General features: G+C 65.1%; 23 protein-coding genes. 12 read left to right on the forward strand and 11 right to left on the reverse strand.

The genetic code is table 11. The annotated features are described in order from the left end of the window. Window positions 1–84 precede the first annotated feature (84 nt). The 4 genes from dnaA to mutM all read right to left on the reverse strand — a co-directional run bounded on the left by dnaA (window position 85) and on the right by mutM (window position 4,010). A complete protein-coding gene (gene dnaA / locus ATO11_RS11050; RefSeq protein ID WP_050531110.1) occupies window positions 85–1,440 on the reverse strand; it encodes a chromosomal replication initiator protein DnaA in 1,356 nt (451 codons plus the stop codon). A 461-nt stretch (window positions 1,441–1,901) separates the two neighbouring features. After that, window positions 1,902–2,165 (reverse strand): 30S ribosomal protein S20, encoded by a 264-nt coding sequence (gene rpsT / locus ATO11_RS11055; protein WP_050530920.1) that lies wholly within the window; start codon window positions 2,163–2,165, stop codon window positions 1,902–1,904. A 153-nt stretch (window positions 2,166–2,318) separates the two neighbouring features. After that, window positions 2,319–3,095 carry an enoyl-CoA hydratase-related protein gene (locus ATO11_RS11060; protein WP_050530921.1) on the reverse strand — a complete coding sequence of 259 codons (777 nt, stop codon included), beginning with the start codon at window positions 3,093–3,095 and terminating at the stop codon, window positions 2,319–2,321. Between the two features lie 63 nt (window positions 3,096–3,158). Beyond that, the gene (gene mutM / locus ATO11_RS11065; RefSeq protein ID WP_050530922.1) at window positions 3,159–4,010 is read right to left on the reverse strand and encodes a bifunctional DNA-formamidopyrimidine glycosylase/DNA-(apurinic or apyrimidinic site) lyase; all 852 of its coding nucleotides are present in this window, start codon (window positions 4,008–4,010) and stop codon (window positions 3,159–3,161) included. A gap of 157 nt (window positions 4,011–4,167) precedes the next feature. On the opposite strand from mutM, the gene ubiE reads away from it, so the two are divergent. Genes ubiE through ATO11_RS11080 form a run of 3 tightly spaced genes read left to right on the forward strand, consistent with a single transcriptional unit; the run spans window position 4,168 to window position 7,528 of the window. Then, entirely contained in the window at window positions 4,168–4,914 is a 747-nt protein-coding gene (gene ubiE, locus ATO11_RS11070) for a bifunctional demethylmenaquinone methyltransferase/2-methoxy-6-polyprenyl-1,4-benzoquinol methylase UbiE (RefSeq protein ID WP_050530923.1), read from the forward strand. Between the two features lie 38 nt (window positions 4,915–4,952). Beyond that, on the forward strand, window positions 4,953–6,491 hold the full coding sequence (gene ubiB / locus ATO11_RS11075) for a 2-polyprenylphenol 6-hydroxylase (protein WP_050530924.1): 1,539 nt from the start codon (window positions 4,953–4,955) through the stop codon (window positions 6,489–6,491). Window positions 6,492–6,523: 32 nt separating this feature from the next. After that, window positions 6,524–7,528, forward strand: coding sequence for an NAD-dependent epimerase/dehydratase family protein (locus ATO11_RS11080; RefSeq protein WP_050530925.1), 1,005 nt, complete (start codon window positions 6,524–6,526; stop codon window positions 7,526–7,528). Window positions 7,529–7,625: 97 nt separating this feature from the next. Here the strand turns inward: ATO11_RS11080 and ATO11_RS21810 are convergent, their stop codons facing one another. The 5 genes from ATO11_RS21810 to crtA form a co-directional block, all read right to left on the reverse strand. After that, window positions 7,626–7,838 (reverse strand): hypothetical protein, encoded by a 213-nt coding sequence (locus tag ATO11_RS21810; RefSeq protein ID WP_134643100.1) that lies wholly within the window; start codon window positions 7,836–7,838, stop codon window positions 7,626–7,628. A 357-nt stretch (window positions 7,839–8,195) separates the two neighbouring features. Next, entirely contained in the window at window positions 8,196–9,065 is an 870-nt protein-coding gene (gene bchO / locus ATO11_RS11085) for an alpha/beta fold hydrolase BchO (RefSeq protein ID WP_050530926.1), read from the reverse strand. Beyond that, window positions 9,065–10,687, reverse strand: a complete 1,623-nt coding sequence (locus tag ATO11_RS11090; RefSeq protein ID WP_050530927.1) for a VWA domain-containing protein — start codon at window positions 10,685–10,687, stop codon at window positions 9,065–9,067. The genes bchO and ATO11_RS11090 overlap by 1 nt, the downstream gene beginning before the upstream one ends. Further along, window positions 10,684–11,688: a magnesium chelatase ATPase subunit I gene (bchI, locus tag ATO11_RS11095; RefSeq protein WP_050531111.1), complete on the reverse strand. Its 1,005-nt coding sequence runs from the start codon at window positions 11,686–11,688 to the stop codon at window positions 10,684–10,686. Before bchI ends, ATO11_RS11090 begins: the two co-directional genes overlap by 4 nt. After that, complete coding sequence (crtA, locus tag ATO11_RS11100) at window positions 11,688–12,392, reverse strand: spheroidene monooxygenase (RefSeq protein WP_423212708.1); 705 nt, start codon at window positions 12,390–12,392, stop codon at window positions 11,688–11,690. The genes bchI and crtA overlap by 1 nt, the downstream gene beginning before the upstream one ends. 102 nt (window positions 12,393–12,494) lie before the next feature. Here crtA and ATO11_RS11105 point away from each other — a divergent pair, with 102 nt between their 5' ends. Genes ATO11_RS11105 through tspO form a run of 3 tightly spaced genes read left to right on the forward strand, consistent with a single transcriptional unit; the run spans window position 12,495 to window position 15,513 of the window. After that, window positions 12,495–14,045: a phytoene desaturase gene (locus tag ATO11_RS11105; RefSeq protein WP_050530928.1), complete on the forward strand. Its 1,551-nt coding sequence runs from the start codon at window positions 12,495–12,497 to the stop codon at window positions 14,043–14,045. Next, complete coding sequence (gene crtB / locus ATO11_RS11110; protein WP_050531113.1) at window positions 14,042–15,046, forward strand: 15-cis-phytoene synthase; 1,005 nt, start codon at window positions 14,042–14,044, stop codon at window positions 15,044–15,046. The genes ATO11_RS11105 and crtB overlap by 4 nt, the downstream gene beginning before the upstream one ends. 2 nt (window positions 15,047–15,048) lie before the next feature. Then, window positions 15,049–15,513: a tryptophan-rich sensory protein TspO gene (gene tspO, locus ATO11_RS11115; RefSeq protein ID WP_050530929.1), complete on the forward strand. Its 465-nt coding sequence runs from the start codon at window positions 15,049–15,051 to the stop codon at window positions 15,511–15,513. A gap of 13 nt (window positions 15,514–15,526) precedes the next feature. Here the strand turns inward: tspO and crtC are convergent, their stop codons facing one another. Continuing rightward, window positions 15,527–16,402, reverse strand: a complete 876-nt coding sequence (crtC, locus tag ATO11_RS11120; protein WP_082176281.1) for a carotenoid 1,2-hydratase — start codon at window positions 16,400–16,402, stop codon at window positions 15,527–15,529. Then, a complete protein-coding gene (gene crtD / locus ATO11_RS11125; RefSeq protein WP_050530930.1) occupies window positions 16,399–17,937 on the reverse strand; it encodes a 1-hydroxycarotenoid 3,4-desaturase CrtD in 1,539 nt (512 codons plus the stop codon). The genes crtC and crtD overlap by 4 nt, the downstream gene beginning before the upstream one ends. Before the next feature lie 87 nt (window positions 17,938–18,024). Between crtD and ATO11_RS11130 the strand changes: the two genes are divergently transcribed. The 6 genes from ATO11_RS11130 (at window position 18,025) to bchY (ending at window position 23,830) form a co-directional block, all read left to right on the forward strand. Next, window positions 18,025–18,900 carry a polyprenyl synthetase family protein gene (locus ATO11_RS11130; protein WP_050530931.1) on the forward strand — a complete coding sequence of 292 codons (876 nt, stop codon included), beginning with the start codon at window positions 18,025–18,027 and terminating at the stop codon, window positions 18,898–18,900. A 3-nt stretch (window positions 18,901–18,903) separates the two neighbouring features. Further along, window positions 18,904–20,040 carry a methyltransferase gene (locus ATO11_RS11135; protein WP_242601403.1) on the forward strand — a complete coding sequence of 379 codons (1,137 nt, stop codon included), beginning with the start codon at window positions 18,904–18,906 and terminating at the stop codon, window positions 20,038–20,040. Window positions 20,041–20,159: 119 nt separating this feature from the next. After that, window positions 20,160–21,101: a chlorophyll synthesis pathway protein BchC gene (bchC, locus tag ATO11_RS11140; RefSeq protein WP_050530932.1), complete on the forward strand. Its 942-nt coding sequence runs from the start codon at window positions 20,160–20,162 to the stop codon at window positions 21,099–21,101. Then, the gene (locus ATO11_RS11145; protein ID WP_050530933.1) at window positions 21,098–22,120 is read left to right on the forward strand and encodes a chlorophyllide a reductase iron protein subunit X; all 1,023 of its coding nucleotides are present in this window, start codon (window positions 21,098–21,100) and stop codon (window positions 22,118–22,120) included. Before bchC ends, ATO11_RS11145 begins: the two co-directional genes overlap by 4 nt. Continuing rightward, window positions 22,113–22,268, forward strand: coding sequence for a hypothetical protein (locus ATO11_RS22145; RefSeq protein WP_165586961.1), 156 nt, complete (start codon window positions 22,113–22,115; stop codon window positions 22,266–22,268). The genes ATO11_RS11145 and ATO11_RS22145 overlap by 8 nt, the downstream gene beginning before the upstream one ends. After that, window positions 22,265–23,830, forward strand: a complete 1,566-nt coding sequence (bchY, locus tag ATO11_RS11150; protein ID WP_050530934.1) for a chlorophyllide a reductase subunit Y — start codon at window positions 22,265–22,267, stop codon at window positions 23,828–23,830. The genes ATO11_RS22145 and bchY overlap by 4 nt, the downstream gene beginning before the upstream one ends. The last annotated feature ends 45 nt before the right edge of the window (window positions 23,831–23,875 follow it).

A 23,875-nucleotide genomic window follows, 5' to 3' on the forward strand; every position in this document is an offset into this window, starting at 1 on the left:
TGGCGGTTGTCGGCACAAAGCAAAAGCGCGTCAAGGTGTGCAACCCTGACGCGCCCTGTTTAAGGCCCGAGTGAGTCCGCCGCGCTACCCTTCGAGGGACCGGCGCAGGATTTCGATGTCTTCGGCGATATGCGGATCGGCAAGGCGCAACTCCTCGATCCGTTTGACACCGTGCATGACGGTGGTGTGGTCGCGCCCGCCAAACCGGCGACCGATTTCGGGCAGGCTGCGCGTGGTCAGCTTCTTGCACAGCCACATCGCCACCTGCCGGGGCCGGGCGAAGGCGCGCAGGCGCTTGGGACCAATCATGTCGCTGAGGCGGATGTTGTAATGCTCGGCCACCTTGCGCTGGATCTCCTCGACCGTGATCTTGCGCTCGGATGCGCGGATCACGTCGGCAAGGCAATCCTGCGTCAGTTCCATGTTGATCGGCTTGCCGACGAGCGAGGCGAAGGCAAAGAGCCGGGTCAACGCGCCTTCGAGCACGCGGACGTTCGACGTGATGCGGTGCGCGAGGAATTCGAGCACGCCGTCGTCCATTTCGAGGTCGGGATAGCTGGCCTGCTGCTTCAGGACCTTCGACTGCAGGATGCCAAGGCGCAATTCGTAATCGGTCGGGTGCAGGTCGACGATCAGGCCGGATTGCAGGCGCGACTTGATCCGGTTTTCCATGTCCTTGATCTCGCCCGGCGCGCGGTCGGCCGAGATGATGATCTGCTTGTTCTGGTCCACCAGTGCGTTGAACGTGTGAAAGAACTCTTCCTGCGTGCTGTCCTTGCCGGCGATGAATTGCACGTCGTCGACCATCAGCACATCGACCGACCGGAACAGTTCCTTGAAGTCCATCATCTTCTTGTCGCGCAGCGCCTGCACGAAGCGGTACATGAACTGTTCCGCTGACAGGTACAGCACGTTCAGGTCGGGACGGTCGGTCTTCAGCTTCCAGGCGATGGCGTGCATCAGGTGCGTCTTGCCGAGGCCCACGCCACCATACAGGAACAGCGGGTTGAAGGTGACGGCACCACCTTCGGCGACGCGCTGGGACGCGGCGTGGGCCAGCTCGTTCGGTTTGCCCACGATGAAGCTGTCGAAGGTGAAGCGTTCATCAAGCGGGGCGGAAAGCATGGCGTCGGACCTTTGGGTTGTCTTGGCAGGAACGGGGCGGGCGGCCGGCGCGGCCTTCGGTTCGGCAATCGGGGTGGTGGGCACCGCGAACTCGATCCGGCGGACATCGGCGCCACGGGCCGACATCTGGTACAGGATCAGGTCACCGAAATTCTGCGAGACGTAATTGCCAAGGAAGGTCGTGGGAACGAGAAACCGCGCGACGCCATCGTCGACGCCCGAATATTCCAGCGGCTTGATCCAGTTCACGTAATTGTTTCTGCCCACGGTCTCTTGCAGCGTATTCTGCAAAGCCCCCCATTGATCTCGCGTCATCGCCATCTCTCTGCCTGTCACGCGCGGCGCCCTTAACGCGGCACCTGCACGGAGTTTCCCACTATGCTCGCGACACGCCGAACCGGTTTGTGTCGGCGCCCGATCAGGCACGCCGCACAGCCTCGACATTCCTACAGTGTCCTTTTGGACGTATGCAGACCATGGTCGGAACGATGCCGGTACGCCGGGCTCCCACACCCGCTTGCCATACTCTCACAATCACTTAGCAGCAGCGATCATTCCAAGGACCATCAAGTCCCCCCAACGCGACGCGAGTCGCACCGGTAGGATTACCAATTCGCCTGCGCTCGGTTCAACAAACCTTTGCTCTTGACTTGAAGAGTAGGCGACCGAATCCCGGTTCAGACAAATGTAAAAACGACGTGAAATTTTTGCGACACAAACAAAAAATCGGCGTCTCCACAGGGAGACGCCGATCGCGAAAAAAATTTCGATTCGGGTTAACCGAGTTGCTTGATGCGGGAGGCCAGCCGCGACACTTTCCGCGATGCGGTGTTTTTATGATACACACCCTTGGTGACGCCGCGCATCAGCTCGGGCTGGGCGGCGCGCAGGGCCGCTTCGGCCGCGGATTTGTCGCCGGATGCGATTGCTTCTTCAACCTTGCGCAGGAAGGTACGGATGCGCGAGCGGCGCGCCTTGTTCACGGCGAAGCGTGCTTCGTTCTGGCGGGCGCGTTTCTTGGCCTGGGGCGAATTTGCCATGTGTCGTGTCCCTCTTTCCGGGTCGTGGGTCAGTGCAAAAAGCGCGCAATGCCCACCCGTGATCAGAGGAGGAACCTTCTTGCCAAAGCGGGCAGCACGCGCATGTGATGCGCCGCACTACCCGAACGGGCCGCATGATGCAAACGGTTTGCGTTACTTGTCGCGGAACTGCGCTTCGCGCTTTTCGACAAAGGCGTTCATGCCTTCGGTCTGGTCCTCGGTCGCGAACAAGGAATGGAAGGCGCGGCGTTCGAACAGAACGCCTTCGGTCAGGCCGATCTCCACGCTGCGGTTGACGCACTCCTTGACCACCCGCGCCGTCATCGTCGACTTCGCGGCGATCTTCTCAGCCGCGCCACGGGCGACTTCCATCAGCTTCTTGGCGGGGACCACGCGACTGACGAGGCCCGAGCGTTCGGCCTCCTCGGCATCCATGAAGCGGCCCGTCAGGTGCATGTCCATCGACTTCGCCTTGCCCACCGCGTGGGTCAGGCGCTGCGAGCCGCCGATCCCGGCGACAACGCCAAGGTTGATTTCGGGCTGGCCGAATTTCGCGGTGTCGGCGGCGATGATGAAATCGCACATCATGGCCAGCTCGCACCCACCGCCCAGAGCGTATCCCGCGACCGCCGCGATGACGGGTTTGCGGATTCGCACGAAATCGTCGTGGAAATCGGCGAACAGGTTCTCGCTGTGCACCTCGACGAAGGTCTTGTGCGACATCTCCTCGATATCGGCACCCGCGGCAAAGGCCTTGGTGGACCCCGTCAGGATGATGCAGCGCACCTTGTCGTTGCGGTCTGCATCCTTCAACGCCTCGATCATCTCGCCCAGAAGTTGCGTGTTCAGGGCGTTCAGGGCGTCCGGTCTGTTGAGGGTCAGGGTGCAGATATGGTCTTCGATCTCGACGGTGATCGTCTCGTAGGCCATGAGCGGGCTCTCGGTTGTTACCTCAAGGCGCCACACCTAACAGCCATGTGTCACCCCGCCAAGTTATCTTTGGCATTGCGCGCAATAGAAAGTTGAGCGTCCGGCCTGCGTGATTCGGCGAACCGTTCCGTCGCAACCGTCGCGGCGGCACGGCGCGCCCTCGCGTCCGTAGACATCGAATTTGTGCTGGAAATATCCAAGCTCTCCATCGGCTTGGCGGTAATCGCGCAAGGAGGAGCCGCCGGCGTCGATCGCCTCGGTCAACACGTCGCGGATGATCGGAACCAGCGCGGCCACGCGATCGCCGGCGATGCGACCGGCTTTGCGCGACGGCGAAATTCCCGCCCGGAACAGCGCCTCGCAGACATAGATGTTGCCCAGCCCCGCCACGATCCGCTGATCCAGAAGCGCGGATTTCACTGGCGTGTTGCGGTTTTTCAACGCGGTCTTCAGCACCGTTTCGTCAAACGCGTTGCCCAGAGGTTCGGGACCCAGCTTGGCCAGCAGCGGATGCCGGTCCGCGTCGTCGGACGGGAAAAGATCCATCGCGCCGAACCGGCGCGGGTCGTTGAAGGTGATGCGCGCGCCGCTCTGCATGTCGATCTGCACGTGATCGTGCGTTTCGCGCAGCGGATGGTCGTGCACGAAGCGCCCCAGCGGATCGCCCGATATGGTCATCCGGCCCGACATGCCCAGATGCACCAGAAGCGTCTCGCCCGAACCAAGGTCGACAAGGATGTATTTCGACCGCCGCCGCAGGCCAAGCACGGGTTGGCCGGTCAGCCGTTCGGCCATGCGTTCGGGAAAGGGCCAGCGCAGGTCCGGGCGACGCACCTCGACCCGGTCGATCCGCCCGCCATCCATCACCAGCGCAAGCCCGCGGCGGACGGTTTCGACTTCGGGCAATTCGGGCATCGCGTGCTCCCTCGGCAGACGCTGCACTTGAGCATCGCCCGTGCCGGGACACAAGCGCCGCCCGAAGCCCTGCGACAACGTGGGAATTTGACGATTTGTCTCGCGCCCACATTTGTGTCAGGGGTCACAGCGGCTTTGCCACGGACGGAAGATACCGATGAACGACGACCAGACCACGCATTTCGGCAACCTGACGGTGCGCGAAGAGGACAAGGCCGGGCTGGTTCAGGGTGTGTTCGGGTCGGTCGCCTCGAAATACGACATCATGAACGACGTGATGTCGGTGGGCATCCACCGGCTTTGGAAAGACGCGATGATGGACTGGCTGGCGCCCCGCGCCGGGCAGCGGCTGCTTGACGTGGCGGGTGGCACCGGTGACATCGCGTTTCGCTTTCTGAAACGGGCGGGGCATGGGAATGCGACGGTTCTCGACCTGACCGAGCCGATGCTGATCGAAGGCCGCAACCGGGCCGAGGCCGAGCGGTTGGCCGACAGCCTCGATTGGGTGGTCGGTGATGCGATGGCCCTGCCGTTTCCGGACAACAGTTTCGACGTCTACACGATCAGCTTCGGCATCCGGAACGTCACCCGGCCGCAGGAGGCCTTGAACGAGGCATTTCGCGTGTTGCGGCCCGGCGGGCGGTTGATGGTCCTGGAATTCAGCCAGATCCCGAACGATCTGATGCAATGGGCCTATGACCGGTACAGTTACAACGTGATCCCTGCCATGGGGCAGGTGATCGCGAACGACCGCGACAGTTACCAGTACCTCGTCGAGTCGATCCGCAAGTTTCCCGACCAGGAGACTTTCCTTGGCATGGTGCGCGACGCGGGGTTCGAACAGGCGCGATACCGCAACCTGTCCATGGGGATCGCCTGCCTGCATTCGGGGTGGAAACTGTGAAGGTGCTGCTCATCCGCCCTGATGGGCGGCCTCGCTAGATGCGCGGCCCACACAATATCGTCCGGCTGATCCGCACCGGCGCGACGCTGGTACGGACGGGTGCGATGAACGTCGTACTTGATGCCTTCGATGCGCCGCGCCCGTTGCGGGCCGTGGCCTGGGTGCTGGGCTGGCCGTTCCAGTGGCTGGGCTATCGCGGCGATCCGTCGATGCCGCCCGCGACCCGCGCGCTGACGGCGCTGGGCCCGGCCTATATCAAGTTCGGTCAGGTTCTGTCGACGCGGCCCGACGTGGTGGGTGCGGAACTGGCCCAGCAATTGCGCGTGCTGCAGGACAAGCTGCCGCCCTTTTCTATCGGCGAAGCCAAGAAGGCGATCGCGCGCGAATTGGAGGTCGATGCCGACACCGTTTTTTCCGAATTGTCCGAACCGGTTGCCGCGGCCTCCATCGCGCAGGTGCACAAGGCGCGGCTGCGGGACACGGGTGAGACGGTGGCCGTCAAGGTGCTTCGGCCGGGGATCGAACGGGCGTTCCGCAAGGATGTGGACGCCTTCTATCTTGCCGCGCGGATCATCGAGATCGCCGCACCGCAGGCGCGCCGCCTGCGCCCGATGGACGTGATCGAGCATTTCGACGGCGTCGTGCAGGGGGAACTGGACCTCCGGCTTGAATCCTCGGCGGCAAGTGAGTTCGCGGCGAACACTGCCAATGACAAGGGCTTCCAGTTGCCCAAGATCATCTGGCCCTATTCGGGTCGGCGCGTGATGACGCTGGGCTGGGCCGAAGGCGTGCCGATGGGCGACAACGACGCGATCGATGCGGCGGGCCATGACCGGCGCGACCTGGCCGCGCGGGTCCTGCAGTTGTTCCTCAACCACGCGCTGCGCGACGGCTATTTCCACGCGGATATGCACCAGGGCAACCTGAAGGTCGCGCCGAACGGGGACATCATCGCCTACGATTTCGGGATCATGGGCCATATCGATGAATACACCCGCCGCGTCTATGCCGAGATCCTGTTCGGGTTCATCCGCAAGGATTACAAACGCGTCGCCGAGGTCCATTTCGAGGCCGGATACGTGCCCGCCGACAAGGACGTGGACGAATTCGCGCGCGCCCTGCGAGCTGTCGGTGAGCCGATTTTTGGAATGGATGCCACGAAAATCAGCATGGGCCGCCTGCTGTCCTACCTGTTCGAGGTGACCGAGCGATTCGGCATGGAAACGCGGACCGAACTGATCCTGCTGCAGCGCACCATGGTGGTGGTCGAAGGGGTCGCGCGGTCTCTCGACCCGCATATGAACATCTGGCAGGTCGCGCAGCCCATCGTGGAAACCTATATCCGCAGGTCCATCGGTCCCGCCGCGCTTGTGCGGGATCTAGCAAAGACGGCGCTGGTCCTGTCCCGGTTCGGCCCGCGACTGCCGGAACTGATGCAGGACGTGCTTGTCAGGCAGGCAAATCCGCAACCGGAAGCGCCGTCGCGCATGCGATTGAGGGTCGGTCTGCTGTGGGCCTTGGGCGGGATCGCGCTTGGCGTGTGTTTGTCCTTTCTTATTCTCTTGGGTGCAGGTTAAACTGATCCTATTGAAGTTGTGGAGCATTTCACATGACGCGCACCGCACTGGTGACCGGAGCCGCCGGCTTCATCGGATTTCACCTGTCTTCACGGCTCTTGGCCGACGGGTGGCGCGTCATCGGGCTCGACAACATGTCGTCCTACTACGATCCGGCCCTGAAAGACGCGCGCCTCGCCCAACTGGAAGCGCATGACGGGTTCATTCCTGTCATCGCCGCGCTCGAAGAACCGGGCGTCATCCTGGATGTCATGTCCGAGTATACGCCCGACACGGTCATCCACCTCGCGGCGCAGGCTGGTGTTCGGTACTCGATCGAATCGCCGCGGTCCTACGTCCAGTCGAACCTGTGCGGTACGTTCGAAGTGATCGAAGCGGCGCGCGCGCATCCGCCGCGCCACTTGCTGCTGGCGTCGACCAGTTCCGCCTATGGTGCGAATACCGAGATGCCGTATCGCGAAACGATGCAGGCCGATCACCAGATGTCGTTCTACGCTGCGACCAAGCGCGCGACCGAAGCGATGGCCCATTCCTATGCCCACCTTTATGGCCTGCCGACCACGATGTTCCGGTTCTTCACCGTCTACGGGCCGTGGGGCCGCCCGGACATGGCGCTGTTCAAGTTCGTGAAGGCCGCGATGCAGGGTCAGGCGATCGACGTTTACAACAACGGCGACATGATGCGCGACTTCACCTATGTCGATGACCTTGTCGAAGGAATCCTGCGGCTGATTGACGTGACGCCTGTCGTGGGCTCGCCGGTTGGCGATGCTGATTCGCTCTCGCCCGTTGCCCCATGGCGGGTTGTGAACATCGGAAACGGCGCGCCGGTGAACCTGCTGGACTTCGTTCAGGCGATCGAGGACGCGCTGGGCACACCCATCACGAGGAACATGATGCCGATCCAGCCGGGGGACGTTCCGGCGACCTGGGCGGACACGACCTTGCTGACGGATCTTGTGGGGCCGCTGCCCCGGACCGATCTGAAAACCGGCGTAACGCGGTTCGTGGACTGGTACCGCAAACATCAGGTCTGACCACCGGCCTGCAGATTTACAGTTAAAAACTGCCGAAAACAGAAAACGGCGACCCCCGAGGGGGCCGCCGCCTTCAATGACTCAAAGGGCGTCCGACTTAGTCGGTGCCCGAAGAAGCTGCAACTGCGATTGCGAGGAACGCGATGCCCAGTGCGATGTACAGCGGGTCAGCGATGCCTTGCGTAGCAACGAACGGATCGGTCGATGCTTGCTGAGCGGCGGCCGGAACGGCAGCCACAGCAGCGATAGCAGCAGCAATCGAAAACTTTTTCATATTGCTCTCCAGACTTGATGTGCAGAAAAACTCCACAGCCCGGTTCTACACTTCTTCTTCGGTCACGGCAAACGACTAATTTTCTGGCGGCATCTCGGCAGATTCCTGCCGGGAGAACGGGGAGTTACCCGCCATTCGCGCCCTCTTTGAATCGTACCGAACAGGGCATGTCCCCATTCAATCAGGAATATGCGTTTTTGGTCAGGTGGTTACGATATCTTGAGGCCCGAAAATCGCTTCGCAACGGTGCATCGGTTGCACGCTTCAACCATTGCCCGAGAATTGAATGGGCCGGGTTGTGTTGGTGCAGGAATGCTGCACACGCGAAAAAGTCGCGAAGAATGCGCGGGAACGCTGCCTGCCATGCATCATTTTGCTGCTTTTTTGGGCAAATCAGTCAGGCAGGTACGGCAGAATCCAGCCCAAGACGCGTTCGGCGTCTTCCTCGTGGGCAAGATGCCCAAGCTCGGGATGCAGGATCGCCTGCCCTTGCCGGAGGCGTTTCGCCGCCTCGACCGAGGTGATGGCGGGCACCGACCGGTCGCCTTCGGTTGCGAACAGCGTGACGTCGGACGGATGTTCGCCAAGGCTTTCCAGCAATGGGTCGAGGTCCCATTGCGCCATCATCTGAAGCGTGCCCGACACATGATCCGGATCGGCGGCGAGATGGCGGTAGAGTTCCAGACCTTCGGGATCGAGCGTGCTGCCGGTGCTTTCGATCAGCCGCGCGATCTGCCGCGCCTGCCCGACTTGCCGGGCCACGAGGCGAGGGACCAGCGGCGCGGCGGCGAGAACCTGTGCAAGCATCGGGAAAAGCACTCCGGCCAGACCGGGAAACGCGCCCAGCGCGGCGTTCAGCCCGATCACCGGCACGCCTCGCAATGGCCCGCGCCGCGCCGCTTCCAAGGCGACCGCCGCCCCGGCGGAATGCCCGATGATCGTGGCGGGCCGCCATTCCTGCGCGGTGCACAAGGATGTCACGTCCTCCGCCATCGCGGTCAGGCCGGACCTGTGACGCGCGCCGAGCGTTGTGAACCCGTGCCCCGGCAGGTCGAGCGTTTTGACGCGAAAGCGGTCAGACAAAAGCGTGAACAGGTGCCGCCACGAATGGGTGCTTGCCCCCGCTCCATGCAGCAAAAGGATGTCCCGTTTTTCGGTGTCCGGCGAACAACTGGCCTGAACGTGCCAGCGATGCACCGGTCCCGCGATGCGGGTGGAGGCCTCGCGATGCGGCCATCCTTCAAGGTCTCGCGGCCAGTGCATTACAGCGCGTCCGCGACAACGTCCGAAATCTGGCTGGCCTGCGCGCGGGGCAGCGGGACGTAGGTGGCATGCATGTTCCGCGCCAGTTCCGCGAGCGGGGCTTGCGGACGCGCGCCGGTGTCGATCACCAGCGTGTCGATTCGCGACGCGGCAAGGTGCCGGGCCACCTGTTGCGCATCCTCGCTCGCCTTGGTTCGGTTGGCGGTACCGTCGATGGCGATATTGCCGCGCCCGTCCGTCAGCAGGATCATCTGGGGCGTCATCCCGCGGCTGCGCGCGTGCAATGCCTGCCGCAGGCCGGCCTCCATCCCCGTGGCCAGCGGCGTGCCGCCCCCGCCGGGCAGCGCGGCAAGCTGGCGTTTCGCCTGCACCAGCGACCGGGTTGGCGGCAGGATCGTGTCGGCCTGTTCCTTGCGGAACGCCACCAGCGCCACGTGATCGCGCCGCGCATAGGCGCGTGCCAGCACCAGTTCGATTGCGCCCTTCACCTCTCCCAGCCGCGCCATCGCGGACGACCCCGACGCATCGACGGTAAAGACAAGGACCCGGTCCGCACGCTCTTCCATCCGCTGCACATGCAGGTCCGATGGGCGCAGGATCACGCCGGTCCGGTCCGGAGCGGCCCGGTGGCGCAGGGTTTGCCAAGGGATCGCGGCGCGCAAGGTTGCAACCAGGTCAAGCCGGGCATGTCCGTCCGGCGCTCCTGCCTTCGCGGGCAGGGGGCGGCCCCGGCGGTTGCCACGCCGTTTCGCGCCCGACCCCGAAAACCCGCGCCCGGCCTTGCCGAGGGTGGGTGGAGTGTCCAACAGCCCGTCTGGCAAGCGCGCGCGCACGGCGTCGATCACCATGTCATCAAGCGGGCGGCTGCCGCCCGTGTCACCATCGTTGGCGCATTCTTCCTGCTTGGGCGTCTCCTCTGCCGGCGAGTCCTCGTCCATCTCTTCGGGCAAGGTCAGGGCGCGCGGTGCCAGAACCAGCGCCGCCGCCTGCGCGACATCGGCTTCCGTCACCTCATCCCCATCGGCAAGGGCACGCGCCGCACCAAGGGCAAGAAGCACCGGACGTACGCCGGGTATGCCAAGCCTTGCCGCGATCAGGGCAAGCGTGGCTTCGGGATCTTCCACAACTGCCGTTGCCGGACTGTCCGGAGTCGTTTCCCCGATCTCCCGCATCGACAGGCCGGTCAGGTCGCACAAGAACGCGACGCGGTCGGTCAGGAAGAGCGGCGGGCTCTCCTCGGCCTCTGCCGATTCGTCGATTAGGATGAGGGGAGGCGCGCCACCGTCGTCCATCGCCTGCGCGATGATCGCCGCCGTTTGCGGTTCAAGCCGTTCGGCCGATGCGACGATCAACGGGGCCTCCTGCTGCAACAGGCCCCGCCTGTGCACCGCGCGCCCGGCGGCAAGCGTTGCCACCGGGTCGATGCCGCCCGTCAGCGCGGCCGCCGGCATCGATGGTGTCCAGCGTGTTGTCTTCGGAAACGTATCGGCAACGGCCTGCATCGCCGCGTCGTACACCGGGCCGGGCCGCATTTTCAGAACAAGACCGTGCAATCCGGGTGCGCGGTTCAACGCGCCAAGCGCGACGACGGTGTCAGACCAGCAGGTGCTTGCGCCGGTCATGCCATCACGTCAGCCAGCACCCGTTCCACGCGGGAGGATGACCCGGCATCGTCCAGGGGATCGCGGCGCAGGCGGTGCGACAGGGCAATCGGGGCCACGACCGTCACATGGTGATGCGCAACCTCGCTGGCGCCTTCAAAGGCCGCCAGCGCTCGCGCCGCGCGCAGCAGCGTCAATTCACCTCGCAGGCCGTCGGATCCGAGTGCGATGCACAGACGCGCGCAGGTTTCGAGCACATCGTCGCCCACGTCGTAAGAGGCGATGGTCTCGCGTGCCTTCACGATCCGGTCGCGCACGATCGCATCGGCTGTGTGCCAGTCATTTGTAAACCCGGCTGGATCACGGTCGAACGCGTCGCGGCGGCGGATGACTTCGACACGTTCCGCCATGTTCGTGGGTGAGGTCACCTCGACCGACAGCCCGAACCGGTCCAGAAGCTGGGGACGCAGGTCACCTTCTTCCGGGTTGCCGGATCCGACCAGCACGAAACGCGCGGGATGGCGGATCGACAGGCCGTCACGTTCGACGACATTCTCGCCCGATTGCGCGACGTCCAGCAGAAGATCGACAATGTGGTCCTCTAGCAGGTTGACCTCGTCGATATAAAGGTAACCGCGGTTCGCCTGTGCAAGCAGACCCGGTTCAAACGCCTTCTCGCCACGGGTCAGCGCCCGTTCGATATCCAGCGCGCCGGTGACCCGGTCCTGGCTGACGCCAAGGGGCAGATCAACGACAGGCGTTGGGACGGCATGCGTCTCTGTTCCCGCGTTTTGGACCCATTCCGGCACATCCTCGGCCTGATCCGAGTTGACGGGGCATCCGGCGATCACGTCGATGGGAGGCAGAAGCGCAGCAAGCGCGCGGACGGCAGTGGATTTGCCGGTGCCACGGTCCCCGAAGACGAGGACACCTCCGATGGTCGGGTCGATGGCGGTGAGGATCATCGCGCGCTTCATGGCCTCCTGGCCGACGATCGCGGAAAAGGGGAAGACGTGGCGCATCATGCTGCCTCCAACCGGTCGAGCGGGCTGGACCCGCCCCATGTCCCGTGATCGCCAAGGATGGCGAACCGGGCGTACAATTCCTCGCGGAACCACTTGCCTGCGCGCACCGCGCGGATGGCGCGCGCATGCGGCCCGTCCTGCCGGGCAAAGGCCGCCATGGCCTGCGCATCCGGCCAGATCGAGAACGTGACCTGGTGCAGCAGGGGCACTTCGCCGATCCCGATCTTGAAGGCCACGTTCGGGTCCGACCCGATCATCCGGCTGATATCCGGAACGCGCCGCCAGAACTGCGCGGCGATGCCGGGTTTGATCGTGGCGCGGGTCAACGCGGCAAGGGGGCCATCGGACGTCTGGGTCGAGACCTCGAAAGGCGCCTGGCCCGCCCATGCGCCCGAACTGCGCGTTGCGGACAGGTACACTGTCCAGCTTTCGTCGGCCTTGCGGGCGTATCGCTGGAAGGAAGCGGAATGCTGGGTGCCGAATTGCGCGGTGGCGTGGTCGGGCCATGTCGCAAGGATCGCAACGGTTGCCATGTTCGCGGTCGGGGTAAACCCCTCTCCCTTGCCCGCGCCGCACAGTTTCCAGAACCCGATATCGGGGACGCGGGGAAGCAGGATGCGGCCAAGCCCCATCATGCCCAGCGCCCAGGCACGGGCGCGCCAGGTGTCGAAACGGTAGAGCGTGAGCGTGACCGTTTGGATGGGAGCATCCTTCCACTTTGTTCCAACTGTCAGTCTAGAGTGACATACTGATCGCGGCAAACACTAATTGTAAATCAAAGTAGACAGCCTTAGGCTGCTCGCATGATGACACGAGTCGATCCGGGCTTTCACCAGCACGCGGCGCGCGCCTTTGCGCCCCATGCCGTCGTGATCGGTGCGGGGCTGGGCGGCCTTGCCTCGGCCATGCGGTTGGGGGCCAAGGGGTACCGCGTGACGGTGCTGGATCGGCTGGACGTGCCCGGCGGGCGCGGGTCGGCCATCTGGCAGGACGGCCACCGGTTCGATCTGGGTCCGACCATCGTGACGGTGCCGCAAGTGTTCCGCGACTTGTGGGAGGCTTGCGGCCGGTCTTTCGATGACGATGTCGACCTGCGCGCGCTTGACCCGTTCTACCAGATCCGCTGGCCGGACGGATCGCATTTCAATGCGACCCAGTCGGACGAAGGCATGCGGGCCGAGGTGGCGCGCCTGTCGCCCGACGACCTGCCCGGTTATGACCGCTTCCTGCGTGACAGCGCGCGGCGATACGAGTTCGGGTTCGAGGATCTGGGCAAGCGCCCGATGCACCGCCTGTGGGACCTGATCAAGGTGCTGCCGACTTTCGGGATGCTGCGCGCGGACCGGTCGGTTTATGCCCATGCGGCGTCGCGCATCCGCGACCCGCGCCTGCGCATGGCGCTGTCGTTCCACCCGCTCTTCATTGGGGGTGACCCGTTCAACGTGACCTCGATGTATATCCTCGTCAGCCATCTCGAAAAGGAGTTCGGCGTGCATTGCGCGATGGGCGGCGTTGCGGCGATCGCGCAGGCCATGGCGGGCGTGGTGCAGGATCAGGGCGGCATCGTGCGGCAGGGGGCCGAGGTGGACGAAATCCTGATCCGCGACAAGCGCGCCTGCGGTGTGAAGCTGACGGGCGGCGACGTGATCACCGCCGATCTGGTCGTGTCGAACGCGGATGCGGGCCACACCTATACCCACCTCCTGCGCCACCACGTGCGCCGCCGCTGGACCGACAGGCGCGTGGCGCAGTCGCGGTGGTCGATGGGCCTGTTCGTCTGGTATTTCGGAACGCGCGGGACGCGGGGGAAATGGGCCGATGTGGGCCACCACACGATCCTGAACGGCCCGCGCTACAAGGGTCTGGTGAACGACATCTTCATCCGGGGCAAGCTGGCGGATGACATGAGCCTTTATGTCCACCGGCCCACGGTGACCGACCCGACCGCAGCGCCCGAGGGTGACGACACCTTTTATGCCCTCAGCCCCGTCCCGCATCTGGGCCATGACGCGGCGGACTGGGCCGAGATCGGCGAAAAGTACCGCGAAAAGGTGCAAAACATGCTGGAACAGAGCCTATTGCCGGGGCTGGGTGAGCATCTGAGCAGTTCGCTTGTGTTCACGCCAGACACGTTCCGCGACCGGTACCTGTCGCCGCTGGGTGCGGGCTTTTCGATGGAGCCGCGCATCTTCCAAAGCGCATGGTTCCGGCCGCACAACATCAGCGAAGAGGTCGAAGGGCTGTACCTGTCCGGGGCGGGCACGCATCCGGGTGCCGGGCTGCCGGGCGTGATCGCCAGCGCCGACGTGATGGCGCAGCTTGTTCCGCCCGCTGACGCATGGGTGCGCGCATGATCGACACTGCCGACCTTGCCCATTGCCGCGAAGCGATCCGCCACGGGTCGCTGTCCTTCTACACCGCGTCGCGGCTTTTGCCGGCGCGCGTGCGTGACCCGGCGCTTGCGCTCTACGCCTTCTGCCGCCTTGCCGATGACGAGGTCGACCTAGGCGATGCAAAGACCGCTGCCGTGACGGATCTCAAGGACCGGTTGGAACGTGTCTATGACGGGCGTCCGCGCAACGCCGCGCCGGACCGCGCCTTTGCCGCGATTGTCGAACAGTTCGAAATGCCCCGCGCCTTGCCCGAGGCCTTGCTGGAAGGACTGGCCTGGGACGCGCTTGAACGCCGCTACCAGACGCTGTCGGACGTGCGCAGCTATTCCGCGCGGGTGGCGGCGGCGGTGGGGGCGATGATGTGCGTGCTGATGCGCGTGCGCGACCGCGACGCGCTGGCACGGGCCTGCGATCTGGGTGTCGCGATGCAGCTGACCAACATCGCCCGCGACGTGGGCGAAGACGCACGCGAAGGGCGGCTTTACCTACCGCTCGACTGGTTCGAGGAGGCATGGATCGACCCTGACGCGTTCCTCGCCAGCCCCGAGCCATCCCGCGCGATCCGCGCCATGGTGCACCGCCTGCTGAGAGAGGCAGACAGGCTCTATACAAGGGCCGAAGCGGGTGTTCCGTCCCTGCCGGTCGAGGCGCGAACAGGGATTTACGCCGCGCGGCACATCTATGCCGCCATCGGTCCGCGCATCCGCAAGGCAGACCATGACAGCGTCACGCGCCGCGCGGTGACATCCAAGGGGACCAAGCTGGGGCTTCTGGGCCTGTCGATCTGGCAGACCGGCCTGTCGCTGGCATGGCCCCGGTCGCCCGTGATCTATGCGCGCCCGTTGCCCGAGGTCGCGTTCCTCGTCGATGCCACCGCCGATCCCGGAACCCGCGCGCCGGACTGGAGCGATACGCTGTACGCGACCTTTGCCACGCTCAAGACACGGGAAGAGGCGCGATAGCGATGTTCTGGGTCTATTTCAGCCTGTTCCTGGTCAGTTGCGGGGCCGCCGCGACAACCGGCGCGATGTTCGATCCGGGCAAGTGGTATGACGGTCTGAACAAGCCGTCCTGGAACCCGCCGAAATGGATGTTTCCGGTGACGTGGACGACGCTTTACCTGTGCATGTCCGTGGCTGGGGCGCGCGTCGCCGGGATCGAAGGCGCCGCCTTGCCGCTGGTATTCTGGGCCATGCAGATCGCGTTCAACACGCTCTGGACGCCGGTGTTCTTTGGCTTGCGCCGGATGCGCGCCGCGCTGATCATCATTATCTTCCTGTGGCTCGCCGTGCTTGGCGCAATGGTGACGCATTGGCAGGTCGACCAGATCGCCGGCCTGCTCTTCGTGCCATACCTTGCATGGGTGTCGGTCGCGGCTGCGCTGAACCTGAGTGTCCTGCGCCTGAACCCCGACGCAAGCGCCGATTGAGGCGAAACAGTCTCTAATCCGTGAAGTTCCAGCGCGGAACGCGGGGAACACGCACCGCCAGCATCGGCTTCAGCAGGGGTGAGCGGAACCGGGTCAGATCCAGCGCTTCGTGCACACCCGTCGTCCACTCCCCGTTCAGCCGCGTTTTGACGCCCGCGCGGGTGTAGAAGGGCGCGTCGAGCATCGGCAGGAGCTGTTCCGCACGCGTGCCGGGATCGGCGCGACATTCGCGCCTGAGCGCCCAGATCGTGCGCGCCATCGGTTGCGCGGGCGGCAGGTCGGCAAGGCGTACCTCCCCATCCTTGTCGAACGTGGCCGCGCATTTCAGCGTCGATCCGTCCAGCCGGGTCGCGTCGTAATAACAGGTCGCGCCCCCGGCGGTCGGGAAGCGGCCCCACGTCCAGTAGCCAAAGTCCTCCTCCAACGCGCGGGTGCCGAAGTTGGCGTCGAAATAGCCGTGACCGCTCCACTGCCAGCCTTTTGATTCGAGGCTGACAGAGATGTCGCTGACCGGCGCAAAGGGGCGCCAGACATGTGCGCCGTCGTCGGTCAACGGCAGCTCGACGCCGGTGATGGCGCGCGGTGTCAGGCGGACCTGTCCGCGCACGCGGGTGACCATGGGCGGCGCGCCCATTTCGTTGATGTCGATCACCAGTTCGCTGCCCGTCCACCGCATCGACGACGGTCCGACGCGAAAAACGTCGTCCGACAGGCGCAGGGCCGAACGTCCGCGATCCGTCATCGTGAACCGGCCACCGGGGCCATAGGTCGCCACGTTGATGCAGCAGTGATTGGCCGGGTCGCGGCGACCCGACCAGCGGTACCACGGCGAAAAGACCGATCCGATGAAGCCGATGATGGAGATCGCGCGGGTCCCGCAGGTGCTTATCCCGTCGACATACCACCACGCATAGCCGTTGGGCGGGACATCGAGGTTGAAGACAGGTCGGCGATCATCGCCTCTGCCGCGAGGCGACCGGAACGGGTTGCCATCGGCACGCCCGCCCCCGGATGTGCCCCGCCCCCGGCGAGGTAGAGCCCTTTCATCGCGGCCCGCGCCGTCGGCCTGCGGAAGGCGGCCATCATCCCGTGCGGGCTCTGCCCGTAAAGGGAGCCGTCCGACCCGGGGAAGCGCGCCTCCCATTCCTGCGGCATCGTCAGCGCCTCGGGTCCGGGGGGTGGATCGAAGGTCAGCCCGTGCCGTGCGAGGGTCTGGAATGTCTGTCGGTGGCATGTCTTGTAATCCTCCGGTTCGGGCGTGCGGCGGGTCAGGGGCGGTGCGTTCAGGATCAGTTCGAACCGCTCCGGCCCGTCGGGCGCGCCCTCTGCGCGGTCCTGCGCGCAGACGTAAATCGTGGGGTCCTCGGGCCAGTGCCCGGCATCGAGACTGCGCCATTCCCAAGCCGGGTCGGCGCTGAAGAAGACGTTGTGATGGGCAAGGTCCGCGCCCTGCGGCGTGGCGGAGAAGGCCCAGACATTGGCCGACAGGCTGCGCGCATCGGTGCGGGTCAGCGGGGCCTCGTCCGCAACGGCTGCGCCGAGGTGGCCAAGGGCAAGCGCGCGGGGATCGCCGTTGAACAGGATCGCGTCCGCCGGGAAGATGTCGGCGCCGCTGCGCAAGCCGATCACCCGGTCATTTGACGTCATGATCTCGTCCACATGGGCGTTGCAGATGATGCGTGCGCCCAGTTCTGTGGCCAGTTGCGCCACGCCATGCGCCAGCGCCAGCATCCCTCCGCGTGGCGCCCAGACGCCGCGCGCTTCCGCCTCGGAAATCAGGGACAGAAGCGCAGGCGACTGGAACGGTGATCCACCCACGTAGGTCGCGTAGCGCCCGAACAGTTGCGCAAGCCGCGCGTCGCTGAAATCCCGCGCCAGCCTGCGGGCAAGGGTCGACATGGGCGCCATCGCCGGGACAAGCCATGGACGCAGCGCCACGTGACGCGTCAGGTCGGCCGGTTTCGGCACGGCGGTCTGCATCATCGGCGCCTCGAACGCATCGAAGAGACGCGCGGTTTTCTTACGGAACCGCAGGTAATCCCGGCGTGCGTGGCGGCCTGCAAAAGCCTCGATCGCGCGGGCAGAGGTGTCGATGTCGTCGAACAGGTCAAGCCGGCTGCCATCGGGCCAGAAATGCCGCGCCAGCACCGGCAGCGGCACAAGGTCGACATAGTCAGAAAGCCGCGCCCCGAGATCGGCGAACAGCCGGTCGAATTCCGCCCGCAGCGTGAGAACGGTTGGCCCGGTATCGACCGGCCCCGCCGCGCTGGGCACGACGCGCATCTTGCCGCCGATCTGCGCCTGCCGCTCGAACAGGGTGACGGACAGGCCCGCGTGAGCGAGCCGCGCCGCCGCGCTCAACCCGCCGATTCCAGTGCCGATGACCGCCACGCGCGGCCGATCCGAAAGGGATCCTCCATCCATCCCGGAATTGTTGACTCGCTCAAGCAAGTTGTCCAGTATGATTTACAGTATGCTGTAAGTCTAAACTGACACCAAGGGGCCGCCCGCATGAATTCCGACCCGAAGGCGCGTATCGATGCTGCTTTGACGCAAGCGGTCCGCAACGCTGCGCGACAGCCCGCGCCGTCCCGGCTTGCCTCAGCGCTCGACTATGCGACGACGCCCGGCGGCGCACGCATACGGCCCACGATCCTGATGTCGGTCAACGGTGCGTGCGGGGACGACCAGCCGCAGCTGGCCGATGCCGCGGCGGCGGCGCTTGAACTGATGCATTGCGCAAGCCTCGTGCACGACGACCTTCCCTGTTTCGACGATGCGGACATGCGGCGCGGCAAGGCGGCGGTGCACCGCGCCTATTCGCAACCGCTGGCGGTGCTCACGGGTGACAGCCTCATCATGCTGGCGTTCGAGACGCTGGCGCGGGCCGCTGATGCCGCGCCCTCGCGCGGGCTGGAACTGTTGCGGATCCTCGCCACCCGGTCGGGCATGCCGATGGGTATCTGCGCCGGGCAAGGCTGGGAGAGCGAGGACAAGATCGACCTGCGCGCCTATCACATGTCCAAGACCGGCGCGCTGTTCATCGCGGCCACGCAGATGGGAGCGGTGGCCGCGGGGCAGGAGGCGGAGCCGTGGGAAGAACTGGGCGCGCGCATCGGCGAAGCGTTCCAGGTTGCCGACGATCTGCGCGACGCGCTTTACGATGCCGAGACGCTGGGCAAGCCCGTGGGTCAGGACGATCTGCATGGCCGTCCGTCCGCCGTGGCCGAACTGGGAGTCGACGGCGCGATCCGCCGTCTGAAGGACATCCTGTCAGGCGCGATCGCGTCGATCCCGGCCTGTCCGGGCGAAGCGGCGCTGGCCCACATGGTGCGCGCCTATGCCGAGCGGCTGACGCCTGTCGCCCCGGCCCACAGCCGCGCCTGATCCGTGGTCGACGTCGCGCCCCGTCGCACCCGACCGTCGCGGCGCTGGCCTTTTCCCGACCTGAACAGGCTTGTCGCGCGTCCGGGGTTCCAGCGCTGGGCGGCAAAGTTCCCCCTGACCCGCCGGTTCGCCACGCGAGACGGGGCCGATATGTTTGGCCTTGTGCAGGGCTTTGTGCAAAGCCAGGTGCTGATGGCGCTGGTGCGGCTCGACTTGCCGCAAACGCTGCTGGACGGGCCGCGCACCGTCGAAAGCCTCGCACGCCTGACAGACATTCCCGAACCGCGGATGCACGTCCTGTCGGATGCCGCGATCGCAATGGGCCTGTTCAAGCGCCAGCGCGACGGGCGGGTCAATCTGGCGCGCAAGGGGGCGGCACTGGTCGGCGTGCCGGGCCTTCAGGCGATGATCCGGCATCACGATGTTCTCTACCGCGACCTCGCCGATCCGGTGGCGTTCTTCAAAGGTCCCGACGACACCGAACTGGCGCGGTTCTGGCCCTATGTCTTCGGCGGCGGCACCGACATTCCGAAGGACGACGCGCGAATCTACACCGATCTCATGGCGCAATCGCAGCGCCTTGTGGCGGCGGACACGCTTGACGCCGTTTCGCTTAGGGGCGTGCGCTGCCTGATGGACGTGGGCGGCGGATCGGGCGTGTTCCTGGAAGAGGCCGCATCCCGCAACCGCGATCTGCAACTGATGCTGTTCGACCTGCCCAACGTGGTGGAAGAGGTGCCCAGCCGCCTGACCGACGTGGCGCGCGCGGGCCGCCTGACGATCACCCCCGGCTCTTTCAAGACCGGGCCGCTGCCGAATGGGGCAGATGCCATTTCACTGATCCGAGTGCTGTACGACCATTCGGACGCGACGGTGATGCAGCTTCTGAAGAAGGCATACGACGCCTTGCCGGAGAAGGGCCGCCTGATCGTGTCAGAGCCGATGTCCGGCGGTGACAGTCCCGATTCGATCACCGATGTGTACTTCGCGATCTACACCATGGCGATGCAGACCGGCCGGGTCCGCTCTGCCGAAAGGATCGCCGGGATGTGCCGCGAAGCTGGCTTCTCTAACCTGCGCATCCACCGCCCACGGCGCAGCTATGTCACGCAGGCAGTGTCAGCGATCAAGGACACTTAAAGCGCTCTCAAACTGTCTATCATGTTTGACAAACAAGACTGTCTAGTTAAACTGACAGTCAACTAAGTGTGAAGGGCGGGACGATTCCGTCACCACCTTCAGGGAGAGAGACGTCAACGATGCAGACTCAAGCCGTCCTTCTGACTGGTCCCCGTGATCTGTCCGTTGCGGCCGTGACGCTGAAACCGCCAGCGGCGGATGACGTTGTCGTCGAAGTCCGGCATTCGGGCATTTCCACCGGGACCGAGAAACTGTTCTGGACGGGCGAGATGCCGCCGTTTCCCGGCATGGGGTATCCACTTGTGCCCGGCTACGAGGCCTCGGGCGAGGTGGTCGAGGCCGGTCCACTCAGCGGCTTCCGTACCGGTGACACCGTGTTCGTCCCCGGCGGCGCCTGTTTCGACGATGCCCATGGACTGTTCGGCGGGGCCTCGGCGCATATCACCAGTTCCGCCGCACGTGTCGCCCGCATCGATCCCGGCCTCGGGGCCGAGGGCGCGTTGCTGGCGCTGGCTGCGACCGCGCGCCATGCCATGGCGGGCCTGCAAAACACCCCGCCCGACCTGATCGTGGGTCATGGCGTTCTGGGCCGCCTTCTGGCGCGGCTCACGCTGGCCTCGGGCGCGCCCGCGCCGACCGTCTGGGAAATCGACCCCACCCGCAGGTCGGGGGCCGAAGGCTACGAGGTCATCGACCCGGCCGAGGATGATCGGCGTGATTTCGCCAGCATCTATGACGCCTCCGGGCAGTCGGCCCTGTTGAACGACCTGATCGGACGGATCGCCAAGGGGGGCGAGATCGTCCTTGCGGGCTTTTACGCTGAACCCCTCAGTTTCGCCTTTCCTCCCGCCTTCATGAAGGAGGCGCGGCTGCGCGTGGCCGCGGAATGGACGGCGCAAGACCTGATCGCCACGCGCAGTTTGATCGATTGCGGCGCCCTGTCGCTCGACGGGCTGATCACGCACCAGCGCGCCGCCACGCAGGCGGCTGACGCTTATCCCAAGGCGTTCCAGGACCCCGCCTGCCTCAAGATGATCCTCAACTGGAAGGACGCGGCGTGAAAGACGACGTCATCAAGGACAAGGGCGCTCCGCCCAAGCTGACCGAGTTCAGCGACCGTTTGCGCGACGAGGCGAACGAGGATCTGGCCGACGTCATCCCGACCGAGGCGACCAAGAAGACCCAGATCATCGCGATCTACGGCAAGGGCGGCATCGGCAAGTCCTTCACGCTGGCCAACCTCAGCCACATGATGGCCGAGCAGGGCAAGCGCGTACTGCTGATCGGCTGCGATCCGAAATCCGACACCACCTCGCTGCTGTTCGGCGGCAAGGCCTGCCCGACGATCATTGAAACCTCGACCAAGAAGAAGCTCGCGGGCGAGGAAGTGCAGATCGGCGACGTCTGCTTCAAGCGTGGCGGCGTCTTCGCGATGGAACTGGGTGGCCCCGAGGTGGGGCGCGGCTGTGGCGGGCGCGGGATCATCCACGGGTTCGAACTGCTCGAAAAGCTTGGCTTCCACGATTGGGACTTTGACTATGTCCTGCTCGATTTCCTGGGCGACGTGGTCTGCGGCGGGTTTGGCCTGCCCATCGCGCGGGACATGGCGCAGAAGGTGATCCTGGTCGGGTCGAACGACCTGCAATCGCTGTACGTGGCGAACAACGTCTGCTCGGCCGTGGAGTATTTCCGCAAGCTGGGCGGTAACGTGGGCGTCGCGGGGCTGGTCATCAACAAGGACGACGGCACGGGTGAGGCGCAGGCCTTTGCCAAGGCGGTGGATATCCCCGTGCTGGCCGCGATCCCGCAGGATGACGACCTGCGCAAGAAATCCGCGAACTACCAGATCGTCGGCACGATGGACGGCCCGTGGGGCCCGCTGTTTGCCGAGCTGGGGATGAACGTGGCCGAAGCACCACCGGTGCGCCCGACGCCGCTGTCGCAGGACGGATTGCTGGAATTGTTCGACGGGTCCGACACGGGCGCGGGCGTGGTGCTTGAACCCGCAACGGATGCCGACATGCGCGGCGCCGACGCCAAGCCCAAGCAAAGCCTGGAGGTCATTTACGACGATGTTTGACCTCGACCAGATGGACGATTGGGACCGCGGCCTGCGGGAACTGGATGCCGCCAGTCCCGGTGGCGATCGGGAACCTGCCACCGCCGCGGTCACACCGCGCCCGGCAGCGCCTGCCACCTGTCCTTTTGACGCGAAAGCCCGCAAGTGAGCGGCGAGATCACATATGACGCGGCACACGAGGCCGATGTGACCCTTGGCAAGGGGCGCGAGGAAGTGGGCGATCAGCCGCAGGGCGACGCGGCGATTGGCTGTCATTCCGGCGCGGACCTCGAAAAAGCCGCGCGCACGGCAGGGCAATCCGAACTCCTTGAACAATTCGCGGCGGATTACCCGACCGGGCCGCATGACAAGCCGCAATCGATGTGCCCGGCCTTTGGCTCCCTGCGCGTGGGACTGCGGATGCGGCGCGTGGCGACGGTTCTGTCCGGCTCTGCCTGCTGCGTCTATGGTCTGACCTTCGTGTCCCACTTCTACGGCGCGCGACGGTCCGTCGGATACGTGCCGTTCAATTCCGAAACGCTTGTGACTGGCAAGCTGTTCGAGGACATCCGCGACAGCGTGCACGAACTGGCCGACCCCGCGAAATACGACGCCATCGTCGTGACCAACCTCTGCGTGCCGACCGCGTCGGGCGTGCCTCTGCGGCTGCTGCCGGACGAGATCAACGGCGTGCGCATCGTGGGGATCGACGTGCCCGGCTTCGGTGTGCCGACCCATGCCGAGGCGAAGGACGTGCTGGCCGGGGCGATGCTCAACTATGCCCGCCAGGAGATCGAGGCGGGACCCGTCGCGGCACCTGTCGGAGGCGTCTCCGACCGGCCGACCGTGACCCTGTTGGGAGAGATGTTCCCTGCCGATCCAATGATGATCGGGGCGATGCTGGCACCCCTCGGTCTTGCGGCAGGGCCGGTTGTTCCGTGTCGGGAATGGCGCGAGCTATATTCCGCGCTCGATTGCGGCGCGGTCGCGGCGATACATCCGTTCTACACCTCTGCCGTGCGGGAGTTCGAGGCCGCGGGACGGCCCGTCGTGGGATCGGCGCCCGTGGGTGTCGATGGCACGCGTGACTGGCTGGCGGGTATCGGTGAGGCTTTCGGGCTGAAACAGAGCCTGATTTCAACCGCACAGAACGCGTTCGTGCCACAGGTTCAGGCGGCGCTTGCCGATGCTGACCTGAGCGGAACGATCACGGTTTCGGGGTACGAAGGCAGCGAGTTGCTGGTCGCGCGTCTGCTGATCGAAGCGGGCGCGACAGTGCCTTACGTGGGAACGGCTTGCGCCAGATCGCGGTGGAACAGTCACGATTGCGACTGGCTGGAGGCGCATGGCGTTACCGTAAGGTTCCGCGCTTCGCTGGAAGACGATTGCGCCGCCGTCGAAGGCCTGCGCCCCGACCTTGCCATCGGCACGACGCCCGTGGTGCAGAAGGCCAAGGAGCTGGGCGTTCCGTCGCTTTATTTCACCAACCTCATCTCGGCGCGGCCGTTGATGGGACCGGCCGGTGCCGGGTCGCTGATCGAGGTGATCAAGGCGGCGATGGCCAACAAGGACCGCATGGACGACATGCGCGCTTTCTTCGAAGGCGTGGGTGCCGGTGACACGGCGGGCGTCTGGCAGGGCGATCCGAACGTGCGCGAGGATTTCCGCGCGTTGAACCAGAAGAAGATGGACCGCGCCGCCAAGGCCGCCAAGGCGGCGGAGATGATCTGATGGTGGTGCGGGCTGCATATCGCCGGAACGAGGGGCCAGCCCCTC

It is taken from the genome of Pseudaestuariivita atlantica (genome assembly GCF_001205715.1).
GTDB classification, from domain to species: Bacteria; Pseudomonadota; Alphaproteobacteria; order Rhodobacterales; family Rhodobacteraceae; genus Pseudaestuariivita; species Pseudaestuariivita atlantica.

What these genes read in the sequence shown, in the direction of transcription:
- ATO11_RS11080 (WP_050530925.1), top strand. Translation starts at nt 6,524, where the DNA reads ATGACGCGCACCGCACTGGTGACCGGAGCCGCCGGCTTCATCGGATTT.
- ubiE (WP_050530923.1), top strand. Translation starts at nt 4,168, where the DNA reads ATGAACGACGACCAGACCACGCATTTCGGCAACCTGACGGTGCGCGAA.
- bchI (WP_050531111.1), bottom strand. Translation starts at nt 11,688, where the DNA reads ATGCGCCACGTCTTCCCCTTTTCCGCGATCGTCGGCCAGGAGGCCATG.
- ATO11_RS11060 (WP_050530921.1), bottom strand. Translation starts at nt 3,095, where the DNA reads ATGGCCTACGAGACGATCACCGTCGAGATCGAAGACCATATCTGCACC.
- dnaA (WP_050531110.1), bottom strand. Translation starts at nt 1,440, where the DNA reads ATGACGCGAGATCAATGGGGGGCTTTGCAGAATACGCTGCAAGAGACC.
- bchO (WP_050530926.1), bottom strand. Translation starts at nt 9,065, where the DNA reads ATGCACTGGCCGCGAGACCTTGAAGGATGGCCGCATCGCGAGGCCTCC.
- bchC (WP_050530932.1), top strand. Translation starts at nt 20,160, where the DNA reads ATGCAGACTCAAGCCGTCCTTCTGACTGGTCCCCGTGATCTGTCCGTT.
- ATO11_RS11105 (WP_050530928.1), top strand. Translation starts at nt 12,495, where the DNA reads ATGATGACACGAGTCGATCCGGGCTTTCACCAGCACGCGGCGCGCGCC.
- ATO11_RS22145 (WP_165586961.1), top strand. Translation starts at nt 22,113, where the DNA reads ATGTTTGACCTCGACCAGATGGACGATTGGGACCGCGGCCTGCGGGAA.
- tspO (WP_050530929.1), top strand. Translation starts at nt 15,049, where the DNA reads ATGTTCTGGGTCTATTTCAGCCTGTTCCTGGTCAGTTGCGGGGCCGCC.
- crtD (WP_050530930.1), bottom strand. Translation starts at nt 17,937, where the DNA reads ATGGATGGAGGATCCCTTTCGGATCGGCCGCGCGTGGCGGTCATCGGC.
- ubiB (WP_050530924.1), top strand. Translation starts at nt 4,953, where the DNA reads ATGCGCGGCCCACACAATATCGTCCGGCTGATCCGCACCGGCGCGACG.
- ATO11_RS11090 (WP_050530927.1), bottom strand. Translation starts at nt 10,687, where the DNA reads ATGACCGGCGCAAGCACCTGCTGGTCTGACACCGTCGTCGCGCTTGGC.
- crtB (WP_050531113.1), top strand. Translation starts at nt 14,042, where the DNA reads ATGATCGACACTGCCGACCTTGCCCATTGCCGCGAAGCGATCCGCCAC.
- rpsT (WP_050530920.1), bottom strand. Translation starts at nt 2,165, where the DNA reads ATGGCAAATTCGCCCCAGGCCAAGAAACGCGCCCGCCAGAACGAAGCA.
- ATO11_RS11130 (WP_050530931.1), top strand. Translation starts at nt 18,025, where the DNA reads ATGAATTCCGACCCGAAGGCGCGTATCGATGCTGCTTTGACGCAAGCG.
- mutM (WP_050530922.1), bottom strand. Translation starts at nt 4,010, where the DNA reads ATGCCCGAATTGCCCGAAGTCGAAACCGTCCGCCGCGGGCTTGCGCTG.